The organism is Erythrobacter sp. JB1-4 (genome assembly GCF_057365025.1).
Window position 1 is genome coordinate 3,239,226 of record NZ_CP200292.1, and the last position, 24,758, is coordinate 3,263,983.

The window sequence follows — 24,758 nt, forward strand, 5'->3', positions numbered from 1 at the left end:
CTTACTGACTATTCTTAAGCACTGCTTGCGTGGTCGCATGGCTTATCTTTGCAATAGCGGCGATCCATTCGTTTCGGTCGCAGGTGTAGAGAGCTTGAATAGGATCGAGCCTAGCCGACTTGGCCTTGTGATAGGCAGAGGTTTCGTATGTGAGGCGGCCGAGCAGCCATATAAGCCGCACGCGAAACTCGCTTTCTTTGCCTAAATGATCCGTCTCATGTCCGAGAGTTTGGAGCTCGGCTTCCACTGGGAAAATGCCCTCTGCCGACGGATGAGCAAGAATCTCGGAAGCCTCCGCTAAATCCCAATCATGCGACAGGCGGTTTCTTAGTTTGCGCAATCTATCGAGGTCATTGAGCACTTCTTTAGATACGAGATCAAACGAGAAAGCCATCTTTATGCGCTTCGAAAAATCCGAAAGTGGACCGTATCCACCGACCAAGTTCTTCACACCGCCCGGAACGTCACTTGGTAGGCAGTCGAGAAACATCTTTTGGATTGCCTCGTCTGCATATGAGCATACGACAATTGGCAAGAACCGCACGTCCTCGGCGGTCAAAATCTCGAGGACACGCTCTAATGCTGTCAAATTTAATGCTCGGCTAAATGTCTGATCGCTAAATTCTTTTATCGCCCTTTGCGTGAAAGCACGTTGATAGTTTCGAAAGACTTGAAGTCCCGATTTCTCGGTGTAGTCAAGTTCTAGAGCTTCGATGTCAGGATCGATCCAATCGCTCTTTCTCGTCATTGTATGTCCAATTATCCCTTCTTCGCTCTCGGATGCGCACCGCGATAAGTCTCCAGCAAGCTCGCTGCGTCGACCTTGGTGTAAATCTGCGTCGAACCCAGCGAGGCGTGCCCCAAAAGCTCCTGCAAAGACCGCAAATCCGCGCCTGCTCCTAGCAAATGCGTCGCGAAGGAGTGCCTCAACGCATGAGGCGTCGCCGTGTCGGGCAAGCCTAGGGCCATCCGCGCGCGGGCCATCGCCTTTTGCACCATCCCTTGCGAGAGCGGCCCGCCTTTGGCCCCGCGAAACAGCGCTTCATCACGCGCCAAGGGGTAGGGGCAGGCATCGACATAGGCCGTCACTGCCTCACGCGTAATGGGGAGGATGGGCACGAGCCTTTGCTTGCAGCCTTTGCCGGTCACTCGGAGCGTCTCTCCCAAGGGCACATCGGCCCCTTGCAGGGACAGCGCCTCGGCAATCCGCAGGCCAGAGCCATACATCAAGAGCAGCACCGCGCGGTCTCTTGCGCCGATCCAATCTTCAGCGGCAGTGCCGTCGATCAAATCAGCAATATTGACCGCCTCATCGGGCGTAACAGGGCGGGGGAGCCCTTTCTTGAGGCGCGGTCCGCGAAGGCGAGGGGGCGCGGGGTCGGGATCACCCGTCTCGCTGCGGGCAAAAGCAATCAGGGCTTTGAGGGCGGACAGCTCGCGCGCGGCGCTTGCATTGGCGAGCCCCTCGGCCCGGCGCGCGGCGAGGTGGGTGCGCAGGTCGCCTGTTTCAACCTCGGCCAAGTCTTCCCAAGACCCGACCCCGCGCGCCCGGATCAGACGCTGAGCTGCCGAAACATAGGCTCGTACCGTGTGGTGAGAACGTCGCTTCGCATCGGTCAAATGCGCGCGCCACACGGCGATGAGATCAGCTTCGCTCATGCGAGGACCAATGCCTCATGCACGAGTTCACCCAAAAGCGCATCCAACAAAGGTAGGCCCTTTGTGGTCGCGCCTAGCCGGTTGCCATCACTCCAGATAAATCCCAACCGCTGAAGATGATCGCGTTTCTTGGCATCAACAAGCCCATCACTCGGCACTTCAAACCGCCCAGCCAGCGCGCTCAAATCGACCCCTTCCGCAAGACGCAGACCCATCAGCAAGGCTTCTGAGGCTTGTTCTGATTGCGAAAGATGACGCTGCTCCTGAATGCCATGGCCGCGCGCTTCGACCGCTTTCAGATAGTTCTCAGGCTTCTTGTGCCGCGTGGTCGCAAATCCGCCTCGGCGTCCATGGGCACCAGGACCGATCCCTGCATAATCCTGATATCGCCAATAGGTGAGATTGTGGCGGCTCTCTTCGCCGGGCCTTGCATGATTGCTTATCTCGTATGCCGGCAAACCGGCAGCGCAAGTCATGCTTTGCGTGACCTCAAAAAGCTCTGCTGCCCGGTCATCATCCAGCGGTTCAAACGCGCCTTTGCGCACATCGGTTTCAAAGCGTGTGCCCGGTTCAATCGTGAGCTGATAAAGCGACAAATGCGAGGTGCCCAGGTCAATCGCGCGCGCCAATTGTGCTTCCCATTGCTCCGGCGTCTGATCCGGCAAAGCATAAATGACGTCAAAACTGACGCGCTCAAAATGACGCTTTGCCACATCAAGCGCCGCCAGCGCTTCATCGGCCCCGTGAAGCCTTCCGAGCCATTGGAGCGTTGCATCGTCCAGCGATTGCACGCCCAGCGAGACGCGGTTGACCCCCGCGCTTGACAGGCCTGCAAAATTGGCCGCTTCAACCGAGGAGGGATTGGCCTCAAGCGTGATTTCGACATCGGGTGCAAAACCCCAAAGCTTCTCAGCCTCACCCAAGAGTGTCGCCACCAATTGGGGCGGCATAAGGGACGGCGTGCCACCGCCAAAGAAGATTGACGTCAGCGCCTCACCGCTGGCAACTTGCGCTTCGGCACGCATGTCAGCCAGAAGAGCATCCTCCCACACCGCATATTCGACGCTTTGACGCACATGGCTGTTGAAGTCGCAATAAGGGCACTTCTTGGCGCAAAAAGGCCAATGAATATAAAGCGCGCGGGCCAAGGGTGTGTTCTCAGTCTTTCGTTAAGGGTTGATGGGCATTCTTTAGGGCATGAAACGGTTCTGGACAATTCAGAGTGCACTTGGTCTGAGTGCACTTGGCGCGGTGGCGATTGTGTTTGGCACCAGCGCCGCCGCGCGCGAGCGCTTGTCTCAGGACGAAATCGCTTGGCTCAGCGCTCATAACGATGCGCGTCAAGCATTCGGGAGTGCGCCCTTGAAGTGGTCAGACCGTTTGACCCGCGAAGCGCGAGAATGGGCGCACCAACTCGCTCGGGAGAACACCATCCGGCATTCGTCATCCAATGCCCGGTCGCGCGATGGAGAGAACTTATGGATGGGCACAAGGGGTTATTTTGCGCCATCCCAAATGGTCGGGTATTTTGTTGAAGAGCAGCGACACTTCCATGCAGGGCGCTTCCCTGACGTATCAAGCACTGGCAACTGGGCCGATGTTGGCCACTACACACAGATCGTTTGGGCTGAGACCCGAGAAGTGGGCTGTGCCAAGGTGACTAATGCCCAAAACGACATTCTGGTATGTCGCTATTTCCCGGGCGGCAATGTTCTGGGGCAGTATATTGCGCCCCAAAACCGCGTTGCAGGCCGTTAGGCTGCGAACTGATCTGCAACAAGCTTGGCGAAGGCATCGGCCCGGTGGCTGATACTGTGTTTTTCAGACGGTTCGATCTGGGCAAATGTCTCTGAGGCATCACGGGCAGAAGGGACAAACACTGGATCGTAGCCAAAGCCCATTTCGCCTTTTGGTGGCCATGTAAGCGCGCCCGGGCATTTCCCTTCATAGATTGCATGGTCACCATCCGGCCACGCAACCGCAAGGACGCAATGAAACGCAGCGGTGCGGTCGGTATCTGGTCCCATTTGCTGGAGCATGCCTTCAACCTTACCCATCGCCATATACCAATCGCGGCCCGGATCACCTTCGAACCATTGCCGTTCAGCCCAATCAGCGGTGTAGACGCCGGGACGACCATCCAGCGCATCGACACTTAGCCCGCTATCATCCGCAAGCGCTGCAAGCCCGGACGCCTCCGCAGCAGCCCGCGCCTTGATGAGCGCGTTTTCGACAAAGGTTTTGCCCGTTTCGGGTGGCTCAGGCAGACCCAAGGACCCGGCGGAAATGCACTTTAATCCATAAGGATCAAGCAGCGCCGAGATTTCCTTAAGCTTGCCCTCGTTATGGGTCGCAATAACAAGCGACCCGCCGCCCAATTTGCGTGTCACTTGGTTGCGTCCAACTGTGCCTTGAAGATGGCGTCACACCCGATGTTGGCGAGACGTAGCAGGCGCAAAAGCCCCTCTTCATCGTAAGTTGCACCCTCGGCGGTTGCTTGCACTTCTGCGATTTGACCGCCGTCGATAAGGACAAAGTTGGCATCGGCATCAGCGCTTGAGTCCTCGATGTAATCGAGGTCGAGCACAGGTGTGCCCTCATAGATCCCGCATGAGATTGCCGCAACTTGTCCTGTGATTGGATCGTCTTTGATTTCGCCAGCAGCCATCAAGGAATTTACCGCCAAACGCAAAGCCACCCAGGCGCCCGAAATAGAAGCGGTGCGCGTGCCGCCATCGGCTTGAATGACATCGCAATCGAGGGTGATCTGACGTTCACCAAGCTTTTTCATGTCCACAACAGCGCGAAGAGAGCGCCCGATGAGACGTTGAATTTCTTGAGTTCGGCCCGATTGCTTGCCCTTGGCCGCTTCGCGCGAACCACGGGTGTGTGTTGCACGAGGAAGCATTGAGTATTCACCCGTCACCCAGCCTTCGCCTTTGCCCCTTAGCCAAGGCGGGATGCGTTCTTCTATGCTGGCGGTGCATAAAACGCGGGTGTCGCCAAAACTGATCAGGCATGAGCCTTCTGCATGTTTGGTAAAGCTAGTCTCGATAGTAATAGCGCGCATTTCGTCAGCGCTACGTCCTGAAGGGCGCATATGGGGACTCCGAAAGTGATTTTGTTGAGGCCACCTGACATCCAAGCCTTGCCGCTGCAAGCGCAAACACTAAGATTAGGCCAATGAGCGGCCCGTCGATCACTGAACTCACCACGAGAGCGCGCGATATCTTTCAGCGTGTGGTTGAGGAGTATTTGGAAAACGGGCAGCCTGTGGGCTCTAAAACGCTCGCCGCTGACGGGACTTTAAACCTCTCACCTGCCTCCATTCGTTCGGTACTGGCTGAGCTTGAGGGGCAGGGCTTTCTCGCAGCGCCTCATACCAGTGCGGGACGGATGCCGACCGATGCTGGCTTGCGGATATTCGTCGATGGCATGATGCGGGTGGCCGAACCTTCGCGCGAAGAACAAGCTCAGATTGAAGCGCGCATTTCTGAAAGTGGCCCGGTGGAGCAAGCGCTACAACAAACGAGCGCGCTTTTGTCTGAGCTTTCAGGCGCAGCAGGCATGGTTATGGTTCCCAACCGCGAACAGCGCTTATCTCAATTCAGCTTGGTGGATTTGGGCGAGGGAAGGGCTTTGGCCGTTCTTGTGGGCGAAGATGGAGGGGTGGAAAATCGTGTTGTGGAATTGGGAACTGCTCCAACAGGTTCGCTTGAAGCGGCGAGCAATTATATCAATGCAAGGTTGTCGGGACGAACCTTGGCCGAGGCTGTACATGCCATGCGCGCTGAAATTAAAACAGGGCAAAGCCAGCTTGATGCGGCAAGCCGGGATCTGGTTGAACGAGGTCTCGCAGTGTGGAGCTCTGATGCCGATGAGCGCCCTGTGCTGATCGTGCGCGGTGCCTCAAACCTCATCGACGAGGCGGCGCTGGACGACATTGAGCGGGTGCGATCTCTTCTTGATGACCTTGAGGACAAGCAATCGGTGGCGATGCTCTTGGAAAGCGCGCGTGAGGCCGAATCAACGCGCATTTTCATCGGAAGCGAAAACCGTTTGTTTGGCCTTTCGGGCTCGTCTGTCATCGCCTCTCCCTATCGTGATATGGAGGGAAGGGTAGTTGGAGTTCTGGGGGTGATTGGTCCCACCCGCTTGAATTACGCCCGCGTGGTCCCCATGGTTGACTTAACCGCCCGATCTCTGAGCAGATCGTTGGGCAAATTGATCGCGTAACACGCAAGGTTTTTTGACAAATGAATGAAGAGAATAAGCCGCAAGAAGATGCGGCTGCCAAAGCTGAATTGAAGGGTGTGCCAGAAGAGTTCCTAGAGGGCTCTGAGTGCGAGGCCGAGGACGACGGCGCGGATGCGATGGCGCAGGCGCTTGAAGCTTTGCGAGGCGACCTTGAGGAAGCCAAACAAGACGTTCTTTACGCGAAAGCCGAAGCGCAAAACGTGCGCCGCCGTGCTGAAAAAGACATTCAAGATGCGCGCAATTATTCATCCACCGGCTTTGCTCGCGACGTTTTGAGTGTGTGGGACAACTTGTCGCGCGCGGTTGATGCCATCCCTGATAGCCTTCGTGAAGACGAAAAGATGAAGGGGCTTGTCATCGGTATCGAGGCCACTCAACGCGAGCTTGAGAAGGTCTTCAAACAGCACGGCGTTGAACGCGTTGCTGCCATGGGTATGCCACTGGATCCGAACCAACATCAGGCGATGATGGAAATTCCATCAAATGATCATGAGCCCGGTACGGTTATCCAAGAAATGCAATCGGGCTGGGTCATAAAGGATCGCTTGCTTCGTCCAGCCATGGTGGGTGTCTCCAAAAAGCCTGAGTGACAAAACATTGGGCGCAATTGAGGTTCTTTTTGCTTTAGCAATAAGCATTTTCATTGGTGGATGGATCTGGGGCGCGTTCAATAACCAGCGGTTAGTAAAGGACCGTCCTGACCTTCCCTATAAAATATACTCGACCCGGCATGATGAGGTCTGCCGCGGGGACGAGCTTGAAGAGTTGTTGAACACCCGTGCGGTGAAACGGGGTTCAGGCAGCTTTAAAGGCACGGACCCATTGGAAGAGCGTTTGGCCCTCGCTCAGAAGAGCCTTAGCGAGAGTGGCTCCTTTCCTGATTTCTTCAGCACAGGAGAGCTTTCTGATTATGCGATACTGATTTTGTTGGATCAATCCGGGTCAATGGTTGAGCGCATGCCTGTTGTTGCAGGCGAGCTTGCCGCATCTTTGGAAGCGCTTGAAAGAGCAGGTGCAAAAACAGCTCTTGTTGGGTTTACGACTGTTGGATGGCAGGGCGGTAACTCGCGGTTAGACTGGATCGATAACTGGCGTCCGGCTTATCCGGGACGGCTGTGTGACACGCTGCACGTGATCTACTCAGACTTTACCGACAGGGCGAGCACCCTTGCGCTCGATGCTATGGTGCCCGCCAACATTCTGTTTGAAAATGTTGATGGAGAGGCTCTTTTGTGGGGGCGAGATCATCTGCTTTCGCAAACCGCAGCCCGGCGCATTTTGCTGATCTTGAGTGATGGCGCTCCGGTTGACGATTCCACACTTCTTGAAAACGGACCCGACATTCTCTGGCGTCATCTGCGCCAAGTCGCGCGTGAGATTGACGGTGACACGCGGTTAGAGCTTGGAGCGCTCGGTCTGCACGAGATGGTGGCCCAAGTTTACGAGCACTACAGTCTTGTTTCTGACGGCGAACCGGTCGCTGTACCGCTCCTCAAACTGGTGAAACAGCTTAGCGCCAGTCCGCAGTAATTCAGCCACCATCTAAAACGTTAAATACACCGCGAGATATCGCAGGTTCAAAGTGGCAAGAATAGCGATGTTGATCGCGTCATTTCGCCAAATCATACCAGCGCCCATTAATGCCAACAGTGCCACAGTCAGCCAAACGGTTATGCCGTTTGCAAGCATGGGTTCAAGACCAACTTGCGCGATGAGATATCCCCATTGGACAAGAACCAGCGCGATTAGGATGCCCAAGACCACGCGTCTTACTCTGTAAAAATGGTCGTCGAGGTCGGTGAAACCATCGGGCACCGTAGGGAACACCAGCCGAGCCGCGACATAGTAGGATGAGGCAAAGGCGATGACCAAAGTCACGGTTGCAGCGCTCACCACGATGGCATCTTTGATGGTCCAGGCAAACAGCCAAAAACTGATAAGGTCGAGCATCACAAAGCCCGCCAAGAGCGGGGTCAGCCAGCCGATTGTGAAAGACTTATGCTCTGCATCGCGCGCAAATTTGTATTCCATTGCACGCCCGAGGCCTGTCAAAAGCTCTACCATGGAAAGCCCCAGGATGAGGGCGTAGAGCAAAAAGACGAATTCAAAATCAGTCATCATCGCGCGCTACCTGTGTGATCAACGACCATCTTGACGCGATAGTTCCGCTTCAAAACCGGCAACATCTGCCCCCACTTCAGAAAACGCGAGGATGGCGGGATATTCCTCACTGTTTTTGAAAGATCCAAGCCAGATGGTGTATTCGCCAGACATGGCGGGTCCGAAGATAAGCATTGGATTTTGGCCGTTAAAGCCATCGTCATTGCAATACCATTTGCCGTCGGGCGCTTTGATCAAAAGGGTGGTGTCGAATTTGGCATACGCGTGAATGAAAAGGGGGAGCGTAGATGGGCTTGGGTTTGCTGAGTAGGTCAAACGAAGGACGGGTTTTGCTGAAACAAATCCAGAGCAACCTGCGACCGTATTGGCAGCATTGATCCTTCCACCCGCTGTGACACGGGCAATGCGAGGATCTGGTTCAAATTCGGATGCTAGCAGGATTGAACCATAGACAGGCTCAAGTTGCGCATCCTGAGAAATGACAGGAGATGCCTGCATAAGCGCGCCTACACACAGCAGTCTTGCAATGGTCCTCACGTGCCCCCCTTTTTGAGCATGTTCCAGAGGCTAACCCGTAAGTGTCGCCCCGGGAAAACTTACCAGAACATCATACGCAGATTTATCCGGGACACCAGCGATGCGCGCGCCGTGCCTGAGAAGAAACGCATGCTTCACAATTTCCGCCTGCTGCTCAATCCCATAGGATTGCAGCGATGCGCCCGGTCTCAAGGCATAATCATATCGACAAAACGGATGGCGATGAAGGATGAGATACCAGCGGCCCATGGTTTGGCTCTGCCAAATGTGCGTCAACTCGTGAATGAAGAAAGCCTGCCGAAGAATTGGTGCCTTTGCAAAATCATCGCAATACGCCTCTCCGGACGGGTGAAAATACATGTGCCCGTCGGGCGCCATCGTGATGCGCTTTGGCTGAAACGGCCACCATTTGCGGCGTCTGATCCGCACAGGGGAATAGTCAATCGCATCGCCGAAAACCGTGCGCGCAAGATCAATCTCGCCTTGGGATAAGGCTCGCTCCCCGCCCACAGGGCACGTGGTCGGTGCAACCGAAGCTTGCGCAATGCCTGATGGAGCGGAGGGCGTGCTCAGCGCATATCCCCGGCAGCGCGCACTTCAGCATCGAAGGAATGTGTAATCCCATCGGAGAAGGCCAATGTAACCGGCACGCTGTTTCCAGCTGTGAGATCGGATGGCACATCAAGAACCATGACGTGCAAAGCGCCCGGTTTGAACTCCACTGTTTCGCCAGGCGCCACTTCGAAAGGCCCGTGATCCATCATGTGTGTGCCATTCTCATCCTTGCTGATGATATGGATCATGGCATTTCCTGCACCTTCAACGGTTGCGCTTTCAAAAGAGATGGTCTGTGCGCCGCCGTAGGTTAAATCGAAATAGACCGCCGCGGGGTTTCCCGAAACCGGTGCCAAAACCATACGCGCATCAGCGATTACAAATTCGTCTACCAATTGCTCGCCTGCAGTCTCGTTTGAGTCTGCAACGGGTGCCTCGGCGGCGCTGCACGCACCCAAAAGAAACAAACCAACAGCGCTTAGTCCGGCAATTCTCATGTCTTTTTCTCTTATCTCTTGGGACAATCGTCAAAAGACTGTCCTCATTGTGGATGATGCAAAAAGTAGGAAGCCTGATGCCTTGTGCCAAGCAAAACCGCACCTATATCCGCCTCATATTCGAGCCGCCGAGCTGTCTCGCCACTTAAGGGAGGCACAAAGGCGCGGTGTCCAACAATGTACTAGGATCGACAAAATATGGGTAAAGTAATCGGTATCGACCTTGGCACGACCAACAGCTGTGTCTCGGTTATGGATGGTGGCAAACCAAAGGTAGTTGAGAATTCCGAAGGCGCGCGCACGACGCCTTCGATCGTCGCTTTCACCAAAGATGGTGAGCGTCTGATTGGTCAGCCGGCAAAGCGTCAGGCAGTGACCAATCCCGACAACACCCTGTTCGCAATTAAGCGCCTGATCGGCCGCCGGTTCGATGATCCCCTGACCAAAAAGGACATGGAGATCGTCCCTTACGACATCGTCAAAGGCAAAAACGGTGATGCTTGGGTTGAAGCCAATGGCGACGATTACTCGCCTTCACAAATTTCTGCTTTCATCCTGCAAAAGATGAAAGAAACCGCTGAAAGCTATCTTGGCGAGACGGTCACTCAAGCGGTTGTGACCGTTCCTGCATACTTCAACGATGCACAGCGTCAGGCGACCAAAGACGCAGGCGAAATCGCTGGTCTTGAAGTCCTGCGTATCATCAACGAGCCGACTGCTGCGGCCCTTGCTTACGGCATGGACAAAGAAGACGGTAAGACCATCGCGGTTTATGACCTTGGCGGCGGTACTTTTGACGTTTCCATCCTTGAGATCGGTGACGGCGTATTCGAAGTGAAGTCGACCAATGGCGACACCTTCCTTGGCGGTGAGGATTTCGACAATGCGATTGTTGAGCACCTCGCTGAGGCTTTCCAGAAAAAAGAAAACATGGACCTGAAAGCCGACAAGCTCGCGCTTCAGCGTCTGAAAGAAGCGGCTGAAAAGGCGAAGATCGAGCTTTCGAGCTCGGCCACGACCGAAGTCAACCTGCCCTTCATCACCGCACGTATGGAAGGCGGCGCATCGACCCCTCTGCACCTTGTTGAAACCATCAGCCGCGCTGACTTGGAAAAGCTGGTGGGTGGTCTCATCGACCGCACGCTTGAGCCTTGTAAGAAAGCGCTCAAAGACGCTGGCGTTTCCAAAAGCGAAATCGACGAGGTTATCCTTGTCGGCGGTATGACCCGCATGCCGCGCGTTCGCGAAGTGGTTGAGAAATTCTTTGAAGCCAAGCCTCACACCGGCGTGAACCCTGACGAAGTGGTCGCAATGGGTGCAGCCATTCAAGCCGGCGTTCTTCAAGGCGACGTCAAAGACGTTCTGCTTCTTGACGTTACGCCGCTGTCATTGGGCATCGAAACGCTGGGCGGTGTCTTTACCCGTATGATCGACCGCAACACGACGATCCCGACGAAGAAGACACAAACCTACTCCACCGCCGAAGATAATCAGAACGCAGTGACGATTAAAGTCTTCCAAGGTGAGCGTGAGATGGCTGCGGACAACAAAATCCTCGGCAATTTCGACCTCGTCGGCATTCCGCCGGCGCCGCGCGGTGTCCCTCAGATCGAAGTGACCTTTGACATTGACGCAAACGGCATTGTCTCGGTTGCTGCGAAAGACAAAGGCACAGGCAAAGAGCAGACGATCAAGATCCAAGCCTCTGGTGGTCTCTCAGACAGTGATATCGACCAAATGGTCCAAGACGCTGAGAAGTTTGCCGAAGAGGACAAAAAGCGCCGTGCAGGGGCGGAAGCTCGCAACCAAGCGGACAGCCTTGTCCACGCAACCGAAAAGCAAATTGCGGACAATGGCGACAAGATCGACGCTGAGACCAAGACTGCTGTTGAGGAAGCCATTGCTGCGACCAAGACTGCGCTTGAAGGCGATGATCCCGAAGAGATCAATGCAAAGGCTCAAGAGCTGACGCAGGCCGCCATGAAAATGGGCGAGCAGATCTACAAGCAAGAGCAAGATGCTCAGGCCGCTGAAACGCCAGCTGGTGACGAGCCAAGCGCTGCTGATGAAGCCGATGAGGACGTTGTCGATGCCGAGTTTTCGGAAGTCGACGACGAGAAGAAAGACAAAGAGTAAACTTTGCGATCCCCCTGTCCCTGGCACACGTAATGTGGCCTAGGGCAGGGAGGTCTAAAGGGCATTCTTATGGCTGATTATTACCAAACCCTTGGTGTTTCGCGCGATGTTGACGCAGGGACCCTCAAATCTGCCTATCGCAAAGCTGCGATGAAGTGGCACCCGGACCGCAATCCGGGTGATGCTGAGGCTGAGGCGAAGTTCAAAGCGCTCGGCGAGGCATATGAAGTCCTCAAAGACCCACAAAAGCGCGCGGCCTATGACCGCTTTGGTCATGAAGCCTTCACACAAGGGATGGCTGGCGGCGGTGGTCCCGGTGGCGGCTTTGGCGGAGGGGGCCAAGAAGGCTTTGGCGACATCGGCGATATCTTTGAAACCATTTTCGGCAGCGCCTTTGGTGGCGGCGGCGGAATGGGCGGCGGTCGTCAGCGTCAACGCAGGGGCGCTGATCTTCGTTACGACATGGAGATCACGCTCGAGGAAGCGTTCCACGGCAAAACGACCGAGATCGAGATCGAAGTCAGCACGGAATGCGACACTTGCGATGGATCGGGCGCAACGCCGGGTACAGGTGAGCGCACCTGTAATATGTGCCGTGGCTCAGGCACTGTACGTGCAAAGCAAGGTTTGTTCGTGGTCGAACGTCCGTGCCCCACTTGTGGCGGACGCGGCGTCATCATCGAGGACCCTTGCAAAGCCTGCCAAGGTGAAGGCCGGGTCGATAAAGTTCAAACGCTTGAGGTCGAGATCCCGCCTGGTGTCGACACAGGCACACGCATCAGGCTTTCCGGCAAGGGCGAGGCCGGTGCACGCGGCGCGCCTGCGGGCGACCTCTACATCTTCATCCACGTCAAACAGCACACCCTGTTTGAACGCGAAGGCACCACCCTTGCAACGCGGGTTCCCGTCACCTTCACCACGGCGGCGCTGGGCGGCAGCGTGGATATCCCAGACTTAGACGGTTCGACCAACACAATCGACATTCCCGTTGGCATCCAATCTGGCAAACAGCTACGCGTGCGCGGTGCCGGTATGCCGGTGCTCCAAGGGCGAGGGCGCGGTGACTTGGTGGTTGAGATCAAGGTTGAGACACCCACGAAACTCTCGCGCAAACAAAAAGAGCTGCTCGAAGAATTTCGTGAGACGGAAACCGGTGACGAATGCCCTGAAAGCCGCAGCTTTTTCAGCAAGCTAAAAGAGGCCTTCGGAGGCTAATCGGATGGCGGGTGCGGGAGACACAGCGCCGCTCCGAGAACAAGCACTTTCGGCGTTTGATCGCGGCGATGATAATGCAGGCGACTTGCTGTCAAGGGCTTTGGAAATCCACCCGCTCGATGGCCAGCTTCTGATTGCGCACGCCGCTGCGCTTTCGCGTATGAACAAGCCGCAAGCCTTTGAAAAACTCGAGCAGGTGCTCGAAAGATCATCAGATTGGGTCGACGGGCACAAGGCGCTTGTTCGCCTCAAAGCCCAGACCGACGCGCCGAACCCAATGTCCAGCATTGAGGCGGCTCTTAACCAGATGCCAAAGAACCCACGTCTGTGGATGGCTTACCTTACGCTTTTGGGCTCTGCTGGGCGCCATGTTGACGCAGCGGAACACACAGCCCGATTGCGGCAAACCATCGCAGATTTGCCAGAACTAAGACTGGTTGAGGCAAGACACAGGGGTTTCGCTGGCGAAGCCGAGGCATCGAGCGCTTTGCTGAAGGATCTGCCAACGGGCCTACCTGAGCTTACATTTGAGCGAGCAAGGTGCGCGATGCGCTTGGGTGATCTTGATGCTGCAAACATATTGCTCGAACAACTCATCACGGAGCAACCTAACGATATTGGCGCCTTTGCGCTTGCTGAGCTTTGCTGGCGAGCAACAAGCAATCCGCGGCACCGGTGGCTTTGCCCAAGTGATACGTTGTTCTTGCAGTGTGATCTTGGCTTTAATCAAGCCGAGTTGGAGCAATTGGCAGCCACTTTAAGGGCCCTTCACGTCACACGCAGCGCACCCCTTGGCCAAAGTGTCAAAGGCGGCACCCAGACGCACGGCAATTTACGGCTGCGCCAAGACCGCGTCATCCACGATCTTTTCGCGCGCATTGATCGCGCTCTTTCTGATTACACCAAGGCACTACCGGATTTGGATGAGAGCCACCCGCTTGCAGCGATTTGTGGCCGCCCGGCGACAGTTTCAGCGAGCTGGTCGATCCTTTTGCACAGTGGTGGGCGGCATGTTCCGCATTTACACGATGGCGGACGGGTCAGCTCTGCTGCGCATATTGGCGTGCCGCCTTCGCTTGACGCGGACGAAGGGCTGTTAGAATTGGGCTTGCCACCTGAGGACATCGCGTTGGCGCTGGAGCCTATTGCCCGCTTTGAACCCAAGCCTGGTCACCTCGTGCTATTCCCTAGCTTTGTTTATCACTCCACCTCGCGCTTTGCGACGGGGGAGAGGCTCACGGTCGCTTTTGACGCGGTTTAGCCGAGTTTGTCTTCGACCTCTTGGCGAAGGCCTGTCACGAGCTCGTTAGAGCAGCGTCCCACCTGTGCCTCTTCCTCCAATATCGCAAGGAATGCGCGTCGCTTGGTGGCCATGACATATTCGGATGATAACGTGTCTTCCATGGTTGAAACCACCAGATCAATCATCCGTTCAGCGCCGTGGAGGCGTCCCCAGATATAGTCATTTTCGCGATAGGCGCGGCTGAAGAAGGCCCCGAAATTGTAGAATTCAGTCCCGCGCAATGTCGCCTGCGTCCCGCCTTTGCGAATTGACAGCGCATCATCAGGTGAAATCCGATCAATCTTCACAGGATTGTATTCATCAAGCCGCTCGCTTCTGAGCAAAGGCAATGTCGCCACATCGTAAAAAGGGAAGCCAAGATAGGTAAGCAGCATCCGCCGTCTGAGATTTCGCGGCATTTCGCTCAGAGCCTCTGTCAGAAGCCGTTCGGCCTCAAGGTCAAGTTCAGGCGAGAGGCGGTTGTCAGCCAGATAGTCGAGGACAGATTGGGGTTCCTCAATCGCATGTTTGGCAACCGCTGCAAATCCCTCACCAAGGTGGGATGTATCATCAGCGCCGCTGTAAAGGCCAAGGATTTGGTAGATATTCTCCCGCGCTATATCGAGGGCGTCATCTGGAATTTCAGGATCGATTTCCCAATCGCGCGACAGTCTGCGGGCAAGCAGCTGCAATCTCCTGATACGAAAACCTACATCGTGTGACCGGAAAAAGGTGATGGCTTGTTCGCTCGCGCCGCCACCTGCATTGCAAAGCGTTTCAAGGCCGCGTGCGTAAAGCTCTTGCCTGAACCGTTCGGAAATCATCGACGTGTCTGCGTGGGCCAAGTCAGGAGATGCGGCCAATGTCAGCTCGGCAAGCCGGTCTATAATCACACCAAATTTGGTTTGAGCATAAGAGCTAAATGTATAGCCGGCCCCTTGCGCGGCGGCTTGCTGTGCCTTTGCACGCCAGGACGACAAGCGCTTTGGATTGGGGCTGTCGAGGAAGAATGTCATGCCGAAGAGTTTCTCAACCGCTCGGTCAATCTCCGGCCTCATACCCATTACAATTTGGCGCAGGCGAAGAGCGTCTCTGGATTGATTTTCGATGCGCTCAAGATCGTCGCGAATTGGCTGTTCGCGCGGGATAGTCGACAGCGAACCAAAGATAGTTCCAAACCAACTAGGCGGCTCTTTGGCCCCGGGGGTCTGCGGATTTTCAGACATGTTGGGCGAGCGGTCTGGGCGTGGTTCGATATAGACAAAGCGCCGGTCGACCTCACGCTGCGATGTGCGCCCTTCCATGGCTTTCAAGGCGGCACCAAAAGGCGCATTCACCAGGACCGCGCCATCAATCAGGGCAACCTCGTCGAGCGTGCCTGCGCCAAAGTGCCCTGGCATAATCCGCTTCAGAAAATCACCACGCGAGGCCCAATGATGGCCTTCAGAGGCAGCCAGTCGATCTATCTCGTCAAGAACAAGAGGGGGAAACGCACCTGGAAAACTGGCAGTCGCGCGGGCCGCTAGAGTGAGTTCGAGGCGATCTGCCAAACTGTGTCCTGGACCCACCGGGGCAAGGCCATCAAATGCAATTGGCATGCGGTGCTCGGTCTCTTCAACCATCTTTGGCGAGTTGAGCCGCAGCATCTCTGCGTGCCCGCGAAAGTCTGTCGCGGTCACTAGCAGGTTCAAGGGATGATTTGGCGGTACAAGGACAGGGCCCGGCTTGCCATCTCCCATACTAGTGAGTGCCTCGAACAGCATTTCGGAAAACCGTTGGCCTGAAAAAGGAGGGCCAAACCACCGCCCGCGCACAAGATAAGAGACCTTGTCGCGGACCTCTTTGCGGGTGTCGGGTGAGACGCTTTGATCGACCGCGTTTCCGTTTTGGCGAAGAAACCAATCCGCCAATGGTTGAGCCCAGAATTTCGTAAACCGCCAACCGGGCCGTGCCTCTAAAGCTGTAAGTTCACTCACATCGGCATTTTTCAGCCATAGGTCGGTGATGGGTTCAAGTGAGCCGCCGGAATAGAGTGCTTGCGCTAGAAATACTGCATTTATGCCGCCCGCGCTTGCCCCTGTCAGAATATCTGGAAGGACCCTTAAGCGCAGCTTATGCTCGTTTTCGATCTGTCCAAGCAGATCGCGGTATATCCCGGCGACCCCGGTCAATTCCTTGCCATCGATATGTGCGCGGCTCGCCCGCGAGAGGTGCCAAATCTCTTTGGTCACCCCGTGCATATAAACGGCGAGACTGACGCCGCCGTAACAAACCAAAGCGAGGCGAAGTTCCTTCTGACGCATTGTTTCTCAATACGATAATGGCAAAGCGAATAAAGCCTTTTTAAACGCAGTGAGCGGTAATGCCATGAAAGAGTATCAAGCGCGATGGAGATGTAGAGATGAGTTTTTTCGACCTTGGAATGGCGGCGAAAAACCTAGCTGACGTAATCAAAGCGGCCGATCAGGACTTGTCAGAAGAGATAAAGAACATCGTTTATGTTCATTGCGGGCTCGCTGTTGCAAGCGGTCTAATTCCCGTCCCGGGCGCTGATCTTGCAGCCGCAGCTGCCAATATCTGGGCAATGTATTTGCGCATCAACCATGCGATTGGCCTCGACCTGTCCGAAAATGCGATCAAGACAATCGCAAGCGGTATTGCCGCTAACGTTGGCGGTGCGGTCGCAGGCATGCTCCTGGTCGGCAGCATGTCCAAGTTTATTCCGGGCCTCGGCAGTGTTGGCGGAGGCCTTATTGCCGCTGGACTTATCGCCGCGATCACCATGGTGTCGGCGATCATCTATATCAACGCGATCTCTTATCTGGCTGATAAGCGAGGCGACTTGAACTTCTCAACCGACGAACTCAAGGAGGCGACTGAGAAAGAGACCCCGTCCAAGTCTGAACTCAAAGACATCGTCAAAAAGAACGTGCCCAGCAAAGAGGAGCTGGAGAAGATGCGCAAGAAGGCAAATGAAGACAAAGCCAAGAAAGACAAAGCCAAGCAAGACAAGGGCAACAAATAGCTGATGCGCCTTGCGTTCTCACTCTGTTCCTCTTAGTGAAGCGCTATGGCAAAGCCCAAAAAACGATTTGTTTGCGCCAATTGCGGTGCGGTAAGCCCGCGTTGGCAGGGGCAGTGCGCAGATTGTGGTGAGTGGAACACGCTCACCGAAGATGTGCCTGCGACTGTTTTTTCACAAAAGCATGATCTGTCGAGCGGGGGCAGGGGGATTGAATTTGTTCCCCTCAACCAACCTTCTGAATTGCCCGTACGCAAATCAACCGGTCTTGCCGAGTTTGACCGTGCGCTTGGCGGGGGCATTGTTCCGGGATCGGCCATTCTTATGGGCGGCGATCCGGGCATTGGTAAATCGACATTATTGCTTCAAACGGCGGCCACAATCGCGCGCGGGGGCAATGATGTTGTCTATGTGAGCGGTGAGGAAGCCGCTGGGCAAGTGCGCCTTCGCGCTCAACGACTTGGGGTGGCAGATGCGCCCATTCGGCTCGCATCGGAAACTTCGGTTCGCGATATTTTGACAACGCTTGGGCAGGGCGATCCGCCTGCCTTGCTTGTCATCGATTCGATCCAGACCATGCATTCAGACACAATCGAGGGCGCGCCAGGTACGGTCAGCCAAGTGCGTGGCTGCGCGCTTGAACTTATCCGCTTTGCCAAATCATCTGGCACCGCTTTGGTGTTGGTTGGACATGTCACCAAAGATGGAAATATCGCAGGTCCGCGTGTGCTGGAACATATGGTCGATGTGGTCATGAGCTTTGAGGGTGAGCGCAGCCATCAATACCGGATCCTGCGCGCGCTTAAGAATCGCTTTGGCGCCGTAGATGAGATCGGTGTGTTTTCCATGGTAAGCGAGGGGTTGGAGGAGGTTTCAAACCCGTCCATGCTTTTCCTCTCTGGCCGAGATCAGCCTCTAGCGGGAAGCGCTGTGTTCCCAGCTCTTGAAGGAACGCGCCCTGTTTTGGTCGAGATTCAAGCGCTAATCGTGCGCCTCCAGTCGGGGGCAACACCTCGCCGGGCGGTTGTGGGCTGGGATAATGGACGCTTGGCGATGCTTCTGGCTGTGCTGGAATCGCGGTGCGGTCTCAATTTTTCAAGCGCTGAGGTCTATCTCAATATCGCCGGTGGCTATCGTCTTGCGGATCCGGCTGCTGATTTGGCTGTTGCCGCTGCATTGGTTTCGGCGCTTGCTGATAAACCCCTGCCGGAAAAGTCATCGTGGTTTGGCGAAGTGTCGCTGGCTGGTGAGATACGGCCGGTGGCTCACGCAGAGCTCAGATTGCGAGAAGCTGCAAAACTTGGGTTCGCCAAGGGTTACGGTCCATCGGACGCAAAGACCGGCTCATCGAAGCTTGATTATAAAGGTCTAACTCAACTTTCCAATCTCGTTGACCAGGTGGTCACGAACGCATAATTCGCAAAATCACTATGACGGGTTTTGACATAATTGTTCTGATTATCGTGGCTGTTGCCGCGGTTGGCGGGTTTTTGAGGGGACTGGTGCAAGAGGTCCTTAGCCTTGCCGCGTGGATATTGGCCGCGTGTTCGGTCCATTATCTGCATGAAGATTTCACCGCCTATCTGCTTGAGCTTTATCCGCTTGATCCAGGGGCGGGCATCCTTGCCTTTGCGTTGCTCCTATTGATCCCTTACGCCGCCATGAAAGTGATCGCTGGCAATGTCGGCGAGGCATCGCGCGGCTCTATTCTTGGACCGATTGATCGGGTGCTCGGCTTTGGCTTTGGCGCGATTAAGGGCGCACTTATCGTCATCTTTGCATTTTCATTGCTTGTGCTCGGCTTTGATACGGTTTGGGGCTATAAGGGTCGGCCCGATTGGATATCTCAAGCCCGCACCTATCCTGCGGCCGATGCCTTTTCGCGTGAGCTGGTGGAAATGATCGCCGATCGCCGCGCAAAATTACAAGGCGAAGCTGAGAACGCCGATGAAAGCGAATAACAGAGCGCCTCGTGGCTGACCGCCCCGTCACCAAGCTTTACACGCCCAACCTGTTGTCTTTGGCAACGCAGCTTGCTGAATTCCCTCTGGACAAAGAGTTCGCCCTCAACGCAAGCGGACGCTCCCGGGCATGCGGGAGCACGATAGAACTTGGCGTTGATCTGGATACAGATGGCAAGGTTGCACGCGTGGGCATGCAGGTGAGTGCCTGTGCGATAGGACAAAGCTCAGCTGCGATTATGGCCCTTGATGTCAGGGGAAGAACACCGGCCGACATTGCTTCAACCACGCACGCTATTGAACAATGGCTTTCCTCTGATCCGGAAGATGATCGAGAGCTACCCCGGTGGCCTCTTTTGGATGCTCTTGCCCCTGCGCATGAACACCCGGGGCGGCACAGCGCTCTTTTATTGGCGTGGACGGCGATCACACAGGCGCTTTCCTCAGAGCAATCCTCGCGTTAAGCTCGCGACCATAACGAAAAGCCAAAAGGCAGGCATAAGAAGACAGGTATACGGGGAACCCATGTCATCACCATCGATAACAAGTGACGCAGCCGCGCTTGCCGCGCGTGAGCCGACCAAGAAAGAAATCCGCTTGGTCGTTGGCGCTTCAAGCGCGGGGACCATTTTTGAATGGTACGATTTCTTTATCTACGGAACGCTTGCGTATATCTTGAAAGATGCGTTTTACAATGTGGATGATCCAACGCTTGGATTGCTGCTTGTATGGTCAACCTTTGCGGTTGGTTTTGCTTTTCGCCCTATCGGTGCGATCCTTTTCGGGTTCCTGGGCGACAGGTTGGGACGCAAATACACCTTCCTCGTAACCGTCACCCTCATGGGGATAGCCACCGCAGGTGTTGGCTTTATCCCCACAGTGGACACCATCGGTATCGCCGCTCCGATTATCGTTATCGTCTTGAGGGTGCTTCAGGGGCTAGCGCTCGGCGGTGAATATGGCGGTGCTGCGATCTATGTGGCGGAACATTCGCCCCCCGATCAGCGCGGTTATTACACAAGCTATATTCAAGCGAGCGTTGCCGGCGGATTTGTGCTTTCGATTATCGTTGTGCTGGCGTGCCGGTTCCTCATTCCTGAGGATGATTTCCAAGCCTGGGGCTGGCGCGTGCCGTTCTTGTTATCGATCTTGCTTTTAGCGATTTCCTTGTGGATGCGTTTGATGCTTTCCGAAAGCCCGGTGTTCCAAGCGATGAAGGAGGCAGGCGAGACGAGCGGCAACCCCTTCATCGAAAGCTTTACCTACCCTGGAAATAAGAAGCGCATTTTCGTTGCTTTGTTTGGGGTCACCGGCATTCTCACCACCATTTGGTACACCGCGTTCTTCTCAGGCATGAGTTTCTTACGCGGGCCCATGCACGTCGATGCATTTACCGTGGAGGTCATCCTTCTGGTGGCAGGTGCTATTGGGATGAGCTTTTACATCTTCGTGGGCAAATGGTCGGACAAGGTTGGGCGCAAGCTTCCAATTATCGTGGGCGCCGTTGCTTCCCTTGTCCTTCTGTTCCCTGCTTTCTGGGGGCTTGGTAGCCTTGCCAATCCGGCCCTTGCCGAAGCGTCTGAGAAAACGCCGATTGTGGTGTCCGGACCTGAATGCGTGACCGATCCGTTCGCGGAACTTTTCGATCGGGAGCAGACCGATTGCGGCAAGATTTTGGGCACTTTGACGGCGTCGGGCGTGTCCTACACGCTGGAGCCGGCAGATACGCTTTCGATTACCGTTGATGGCAATGTCGTGGATGACGAGCCGCAATGGTATGAAAGTGGACAGGCACGCACACAGGGCCTGCAAAATGCGCTGAGCCAATACGGTTTTGACTTCAGCAAACAGCAGCCCGCTTTCGCAAATGTTGTTGGTATTGTGGCGATCCTGCTTGGTCTCGCGATGTTGTCGGCGCTGACTTACGGTTCTGTTGCGGCGCTTTTGTCAGAGATGTTCCCGCCCAAAATCCGCTATTCCTCTATGTCGATCCCTTATCACATCGGGGCAGGGTATCTTGGCGGGTTTTTGCCGCTGATTGCGGGCGTGATTGTTGCCAGCACTGGCGATATCTATGCCGGGCTTTGGTACACTTGGATCGTTGTCGCATTTGGCGTTGTGGTTGCGTGGTGGGGCATCCCGAACGGCCCTCCCAAAGATTTTGAAGATGATGCATCCTCCTGAACCGACCCTAAGCTTGCGTCTTGATCGGGAGGCTTTGGCCCACAACTGGCGCGCGCTTGATCAGTTGTCGGGTAAAGCTGCAGCAGGGGCTGCGGTTAAGGCAAACTGTTATGGGCTTGGGGTTGATGCTTGTGTGCCCGTCTTGCGGGATGCCGGGTGCCGATCCTTCTTCGTGGCGCACTGGTCCGAGGTGGCTGCTGTTGCAAAACATGTTCCACCGCCCTCGATTTCGGTTTTGCACGGCGCAATTAATGAAACCGAAATCGACTATGCGTTAGAAAGCGGTGCTCGTCCGGTCATCAACTCCTTAGAGCAAGCACGCGCGTGGAATGCCCGCAAGGGCGGCGCCTGCAATCTGATGATTGATACCGGGATCAATCGCTTGGGTATCTCGCCTGATGAAGTGCACGATCCTGCTGTCCAAGCGCTTGAAGTCGATATGTTGCTCTCGCATCTTGCATGCGCGGATGAGAACTCGCCTGAGAATGAGCGCCAGCTTGGCGTCTTTAAAGAATGCACTCAGCACATCGAACACCGGGTTTTGAGCCTTGCCAATAGCGCAGGAATCGCGTTGGGCGCTGAGTATGCTTTCGATCTTACCCGGCCGGGCATTGCACTTTACGGAGGGGTGCCGCGCGCGGAACTCGATGGGCAGATCAAGCAGGTTGCCCACCTCAAAGCAGCGATCATACAGGCGCGCACACTCAAGCGCGGTGATGCGGTGGGGTACAATGGCGAGTTTGTCGCTGAGCGAGAGATGTCAGTCGCGACAGTTTCGCTCGGCTATGCGGACGGATTCTTGCGTTCAATGGGTCCGGGTAATGCGCTTTTCCATTCTGGTTCTCGGCTTCCTATCCTCGGAAAAGTCTCAATGGATATGGTGGTCGCAGATATTTCTGCCGCACCGCAGCTAGGCGAAGGTGACTGGCTCCACGTGCCATTTGATCTGCCTCATGCTGCGCAGCAAAGCTCTCTTTCCCAATATGAATTGCTTACTGTCCTAGGGTCGCGCTGGGGTTGATACGCTGGCAAAAACGACAAGTTTGTTCACATATGTAACACTCTTGTTGCACCGCACATTGTGCACATGCTAAATGTGATACAGATCACATTCTTGGGAAATGGTATGGCTCGCAAATCTGCTGAAGCGGCGATGAATGTCTCTGAAGACACAATTGTCATAAAGAAATACGCCAATCGGCGGCTCTACAACACGGCGTCCTCGAGCTATATTACGCTTGAAGACCTTGCACAAATGGTGCGGGAAAATGTTGAATTTGCTGTGTTTGATGCAAAGTCGGGTGAGGATATTACCCACTCGATCCTGACGCAAATCATCATGGATGAAGAGGCCAATGGTGAGCAAATGCTCCCGGTTAGCTTCCTGCGCCAGCTGATCTCAATGTATGGCAATTCAATGCAGAGCATGATGCCATCTTACCTCGAGGCGACCGTTACGAACTTTCGCGAAAAGCAGGGCGAAATTCGTGAAGCGTTTGAAAAGGGGATGCAAAACAACCCAATCACCGCCATCCACGAGACCAATATGGCGATGATGCGCGCGGCTGCTGAGACATTTATCCCCGGCGTCAGCAGCACGAAAAATGCGCCCAAGTCCATCACACCGGAGACCGATGCAGGCCCAAACGATGAAATCGCTGCGCTTCGAGAACAGATGGCTGCGATGCAAAAGAAGCTGGACGAGCTTGGGAAATAGCGACAGATCCCCAACAGTATTGAAAAGCAGCCGATGTAAGAGCTGCAATTAGCAGGAAAAAATCAGTGTCCAATATTCGTCACGCGCTCGATGTGAAGCGCGAAAACGATTTCGCCAAATGGTATCAAGAAGTTATCAGCGCCGCTGACCTGGCCGAGGATTCAGGCGTGCGCGGCTGCATGGTAATCAAGCCATGGGGCTATGGCATCTGGGAACGCGTACAGCGCTTGATGGATGACCGCATCAAGGCAGCGGGCATCGACAACGCCTATTTCCCGCTTTTCATCCCGCTCGCCAATTTTGAACGTGAGGCGGACCACGTTGATGGCTTTGCCAAGGAAATGGCTGTAGTCACACACCATCGCCTCATCGCCGATGGCGATGGCGGGCTTATCCCTGATCCTGAGGCGAAGCTTGAAGAACCTCTCGTGGTGCGCCCGACGTCTGAGACCATAATTGGCGATGCGATGGCGCGCTGGATCCAGTCGTGGCGTGATCTACCTTTGCAACTCAATCAGTGGGCCAATGTGGTGCGTTGGGAAATGCGCACGCGGATGTTCCTTCGCACGAGCGAGTTCCTTTGGCAGGAGGGGCATACCGCCCATGCGACGCGCGAGGAGGCCCTTGAAGAAACGCACCGCGCGCTTGAGATGTATCGTGCCTGTGTCGAAGAAGACCTCGCTATGCCGGTGATCGCTGGCGAAAAGCCAGAGAATGAGCGTTTTCCCGGCGCAGATGAGACATGGTCGATCGAGGCCATGATGCAGGATGGCAAAGCTCTCCAAGCGGGCACATCGCATTATCTTGGTACAAGCTTCGCGACGGCAGCGGGCATTCATTATCAGGACAAAGAAGGCCAGCAGCAGCTGTGCCATACCACCAGCTGGGGCACGTCCACGAGGCTGATCGGCGGCGTTGTGATGACCCACGGTGATGACGATGGATTGCGCGTTCCCCCCCGTATTGCGCCGCATCAAATCATCATTCTACCCATGCTGCGCGATAAGCCCGAGGATGAGTCCGTGCTCGCCTATTGTGAGGATGTGTGCCAATCATTGGTAGGCGCCAGCGCATTGGGTGAACCTGTTCGTGTGCTCCTCGACAAAACACCCGGCAAGGCGGCCACTAAGCGCTGGAATTGGGTCAAAAAAGGCGCGCCTATCATCGTTGAGGTCGGCCCTCGCGATATGGAGGGCGGCAAAGTCGCTGTTCTTCGCCGTGATGCCTTGTGGAACCCGGAAACGGGCAAGCCAGCGATGGCGTTTACGCCCCGCGAAGAGTTCGCGGCGGGCGCAGCGGCACTTCTTGAGGAGATTCAAGCAGGCCTGTTTAATGAGGCGAAAGAGCGCCGCGATGCCAATATCAAACGCGGGCTCACCGACTGGCATGATGTCGTGAATTCGTTCCGCAAAGGCGGCAAATATCCAGGATGGGTTGAAGTGCAATGGTCACGGCCAAGCGGCTCGCAGCTCGAAGACATCGTGAAGAAGCTGAAAACTGACCAACTGACCTTCCGCAATGTGCCACGCGATAGTGATACAGCGGATGGCGTTTGCATCTTCACCGGCGAGCCAGCGGTTGAGCGCATTTTGGTGGCGAGAGCCTACTAAGAAGA

General features: G+C 55.3%; 25 protein-coding genes. 15 read left to right on the forward strand and 10 right to left on the reverse strand.

Going from position 1 to position 24,758, the window contains the following annotated elements; translation table 11 throughout:
- Position 1: 1 nt before the first annotated feature.
- From AC0V61_RS15180 to hemW, 3 genes are read right to left on the reverse strand one after another with little or no spacing between them, the layout of a single operon-like run.
- Positions 2–748 (reverse strand): hypothetical protein, encoded by a 747-nt coding sequence (locus AC0V61_RS15180; RefSeq protein WP_486158888.1) that lies wholly within the window; start codon positions 746–748, stop codon positions 2–4.
- 11 nt (positions 749–759) lie between these two features.
- Entirely contained in the window at positions 760–1,659 is a 900-nt protein-coding gene (locus AC0V61_RS15185) for a tyrosine recombinase XerC (protein ID WP_486158889.1), read from the reverse strand.
- On the reverse strand, positions 1,656–2,807 hold the full coding sequence (gene hemW, locus AC0V61_RS15190; protein WP_486158891.1) for a radical SAM family heme chaperone HemW: 1,152 nt from the start codon (positions 2,805–2,807) through the stop codon (positions 1,656–1,658). Before hemW ends, AC0V61_RS15185 begins: the two co-directional genes overlap by 4 nt.
- Before the next feature lie 49 nt (positions 2,808–2,856).
- Between hemW and AC0V61_RS15195 the strand changes: the two genes are divergently transcribed.
- On the forward strand, positions 2,857–3,417 hold the full coding sequence (locus tag AC0V61_RS15195; RefSeq protein WP_486158893.1) for a CAP domain-containing protein: 561 nt from the start codon (positions 2,857–2,859) through the stop codon (positions 3,415–3,417).
- Here the strand turns inward: AC0V61_RS15195 and rdgB are convergent.
- The gene (gene rdgB, locus AC0V61_RS15200) at positions 3,414–4,049 is read right to left on the reverse strand and encodes an RdgB/HAM1 family non-canonical purine NTP pyrophosphatase (RefSeq protein WP_486158895.1); all 636 of its coding nucleotides are present in this window, start codon (positions 4,047–4,049) and stop codon (positions 3,414–3,416) included. The two genes, AC0V61_RS15195 and rdgB, sit on opposite strands and share 4 nt — an antisense overlap.
- Complete coding sequence (rph, locus tag AC0V61_RS15205) at positions 4,046–4,759, reverse strand: ribonuclease PH (protein WP_486158897.1); 714 nt, start codon at positions 4,757–4,759, stop codon at positions 4,046–4,048. The genes rdgB and rph overlap by 4 nt, the downstream gene beginning before the upstream one ends.
- Before the next feature lie 83 nt (positions 4,760–4,842).
- On the opposite strand from rph, the gene hrcA reads away from it, so the two are divergent.
- The 3 genes from hrcA to AC0V61_RS15220 all read left to right on the forward strand — a co-directional run bounded on the left by hrcA (position 4,843) and on the right by AC0V61_RS15220 (position 7,446).
- Complete coding sequence (hrcA, locus tag AC0V61_RS15210; RefSeq protein WP_486158899.1) at positions 4,843–5,895, forward strand: heat-inducible transcriptional repressor HrcA; 1,053 nt, start codon at positions 4,843–4,845, stop codon at positions 5,893–5,895.
- 20 nt (positions 5,896–5,915) lie between these two features.
- On the forward strand, positions 5,916–6,506 hold the full coding sequence (gene grpE / locus AC0V61_RS15215) for a nucleotide exchange factor GrpE (RefSeq protein WP_486158901.1): 591 nt from the start codon (positions 5,916–5,918) through the stop codon (positions 6,504–6,506).
- 178 nt (positions 6,507–6,684) lie between these two features.
- Positions 6,685–7,446, forward strand: a complete 762-nt coding sequence (locus AC0V61_RS15220; RefSeq protein WP_486158903.1) for a cobaltochelatase CobT-related protein — start codon at positions 6,685–6,687, stop codon at positions 7,444–7,446.
- 12 nt (positions 7,447–7,458) lie between these two features.
- Here the strand turns inward: AC0V61_RS15220 and AC0V61_RS15225 are convergent, their stop codons facing one another.
- Genes AC0V61_RS15225 through AC0V61_RS15240 form a run of 4 tightly spaced genes read right to left on the reverse strand, consistent with a single transcriptional unit; the run spans position 7,459 to position 9,626 of the window.
- Positions 7,459–8,034 carry a hypothetical protein gene (locus AC0V61_RS15225; protein ID WP_486158905.1) on the reverse strand — a complete coding sequence of 192 codons (576 nt, stop codon included), beginning with the start codon at positions 8,032–8,034 and terminating at the stop codon, positions 7,459–7,461.
- Positions 8,035–8,055: 21 nt separating this feature from the next.
- Positions 8,056–8,574: a hypothetical protein gene (locus tag AC0V61_RS15230; RefSeq protein ID WP_486158907.1), complete on the reverse strand. Its 519-nt coding sequence runs from the start codon at positions 8,572–8,574 to the stop codon at positions 8,056–8,058.
- A 30-nt stretch (positions 8,575–8,604) separates the two neighbouring features.
- Positions 8,605–9,084 (reverse strand): vgr related protein, encoded by a 480-nt coding sequence (locus AC0V61_RS15235; RefSeq protein ID WP_486158909.1) that lies wholly within the window; start codon positions 9,082–9,084, stop codon positions 8,605–8,607.
- Positions 9,085–9,143: 59 nt separating this feature from the next.
- Positions 9,144–9,626 (reverse strand): copper chaperone PCu(A)C, encoded by a 483-nt coding sequence (locus tag AC0V61_RS15240; RefSeq protein ID WP_486158911.1) that lies wholly within the window; start codon positions 9,624–9,626, stop codon positions 9,144–9,146.
- Between the two features lie 198 nt (positions 9,627–9,824).
- On the opposite strand from AC0V61_RS15240, the gene dnaK reads away from it, so the two are divergent.
- The 3 genes from dnaK to AC0V61_RS15255 all read left to right on the forward strand — a co-directional run bounded on the left by dnaK (position 9,825) and on the right by AC0V61_RS15255 (position 14,238).
- Entirely contained in the window at positions 9,825–11,762 is a 1,938-nt protein-coding gene (gene dnaK, locus AC0V61_RS15245) for a molecular chaperone DnaK (protein ID WP_486158913.1), read from the forward strand.
- Between the two features lie 69 nt (positions 11,763–11,831).
- A complete protein-coding gene (gene dnaJ / locus AC0V61_RS15250; RefSeq protein ID WP_486158915.1) occupies positions 11,832–12,977 on the forward strand; it encodes a molecular chaperone DnaJ in 1,146 nt (381 codons plus the stop codon).
- 4 nt (positions 12,978–12,981) lie between these two features.
- Positions 12,982–14,238 carry a putative 2OG-Fe(II) oxygenase gene (locus AC0V61_RS15255; RefSeq protein WP_486158916.1) on the forward strand — a complete coding sequence of 419 codons (1,257 nt, stop codon included), beginning with the start codon at positions 12,982–12,984 and terminating at the stop codon, positions 14,236–14,238.
- On the opposite strand, the gene AC0V61_RS15260 is transcribed toward AC0V61_RS15255, so the two are convergent.
- Positions 14,235–16,562, reverse strand: a complete 2,328-nt coding sequence (locus AC0V61_RS15260) for a patatin-like protein (RefSeq protein ID WP_486158918.1) — start codon at positions 16,560–16,562, stop codon at positions 14,235–14,237. The two genes, AC0V61_RS15255 and AC0V61_RS15260, sit on opposite strands and share 4 nt — an antisense overlap.
- Positions 16,563–16,660: 98 nt before the next feature.
- Between AC0V61_RS15260 and AC0V61_RS15265 the strand changes: the two genes are divergently transcribed.
- The 8 genes from AC0V61_RS15265 (at position 16,661) to proS (ending at position 24,753) form a co-directional block, all read left to right on the forward strand.
- Entirely contained in the window at positions 16,661–17,284 is a 624-nt protein-coding gene (locus AC0V61_RS15265; RefSeq protein ID WP_486158920.1) for a hypothetical protein, read from the forward strand.
- A gap of 45 nt (positions 17,285–17,329) precedes the next feature.
- Positions 17,330–18,697 (forward strand): DNA repair protein RadA, encoded by a 1,368-nt coding sequence (gene radA, locus AC0V61_RS15270; RefSeq protein WP_486158922.1) that lies wholly within the window; start codon positions 17,330–17,332, stop codon positions 18,695–18,697.
- Positions 18,698–18,711: 14 nt separating this feature from the next.
- On the forward strand, positions 18,712–19,242 hold the full coding sequence (locus AC0V61_RS15275) for a CvpA family protein (RefSeq protein ID WP_486158924.1): 531 nt from the start codon (positions 18,712–18,714) through the stop codon (positions 19,240–19,242).
- 11 nt (positions 19,243–19,253) lie between these two features.
- Positions 19,254–19,706, forward strand: a complete 453-nt coding sequence (locus tag AC0V61_RS15280; protein WP_486158926.1) for an iron-sulfur cluster assembly scaffold protein — start codon at positions 19,254–19,256, stop codon at positions 19,704–19,706.
- A gap of 61 nt (positions 19,707–19,767) precedes the next feature.
- Positions 19,768–21,426 (forward strand): MFS transporter, encoded by a 1,659-nt coding sequence (locus AC0V61_RS15285; RefSeq protein WP_486158927.1) that lies wholly within the window; start codon positions 19,768–19,770, stop codon positions 21,424–21,426.
- Entirely contained in the window at positions 21,410–22,447 is a 1,038-nt protein-coding gene (gene alr / locus AC0V61_RS15290) for an alanine racemase (RefSeq protein ID WP_486158929.1), read from the forward strand. The genes AC0V61_RS15285 and alr overlap by 17 nt, the downstream gene beginning before the upstream one ends.
- Before the next feature lie 105 nt (positions 22,448–22,552).
- Positions 22,553–23,143, forward strand: a complete 591-nt coding sequence (gene phaR / locus AC0V61_RS15295; RefSeq protein ID WP_486158931.1) for a polyhydroxyalkanoate synthesis repressor PhaR — start codon at positions 22,553–22,555, stop codon at positions 23,141–23,143.
- A 65-nt stretch (positions 23,144–23,208) separates the two neighbouring features.
- A complete protein-coding gene (proS, locus tag AC0V61_RS15300) occupies positions 23,209–24,753 on the forward strand; it encodes a proline--tRNA ligase (RefSeq protein ID WP_486158933.1) in 1,545 nt (514 codons plus the stop codon).
- Positions 24,754–24,758: the final 5 nt, after the last annotated feature.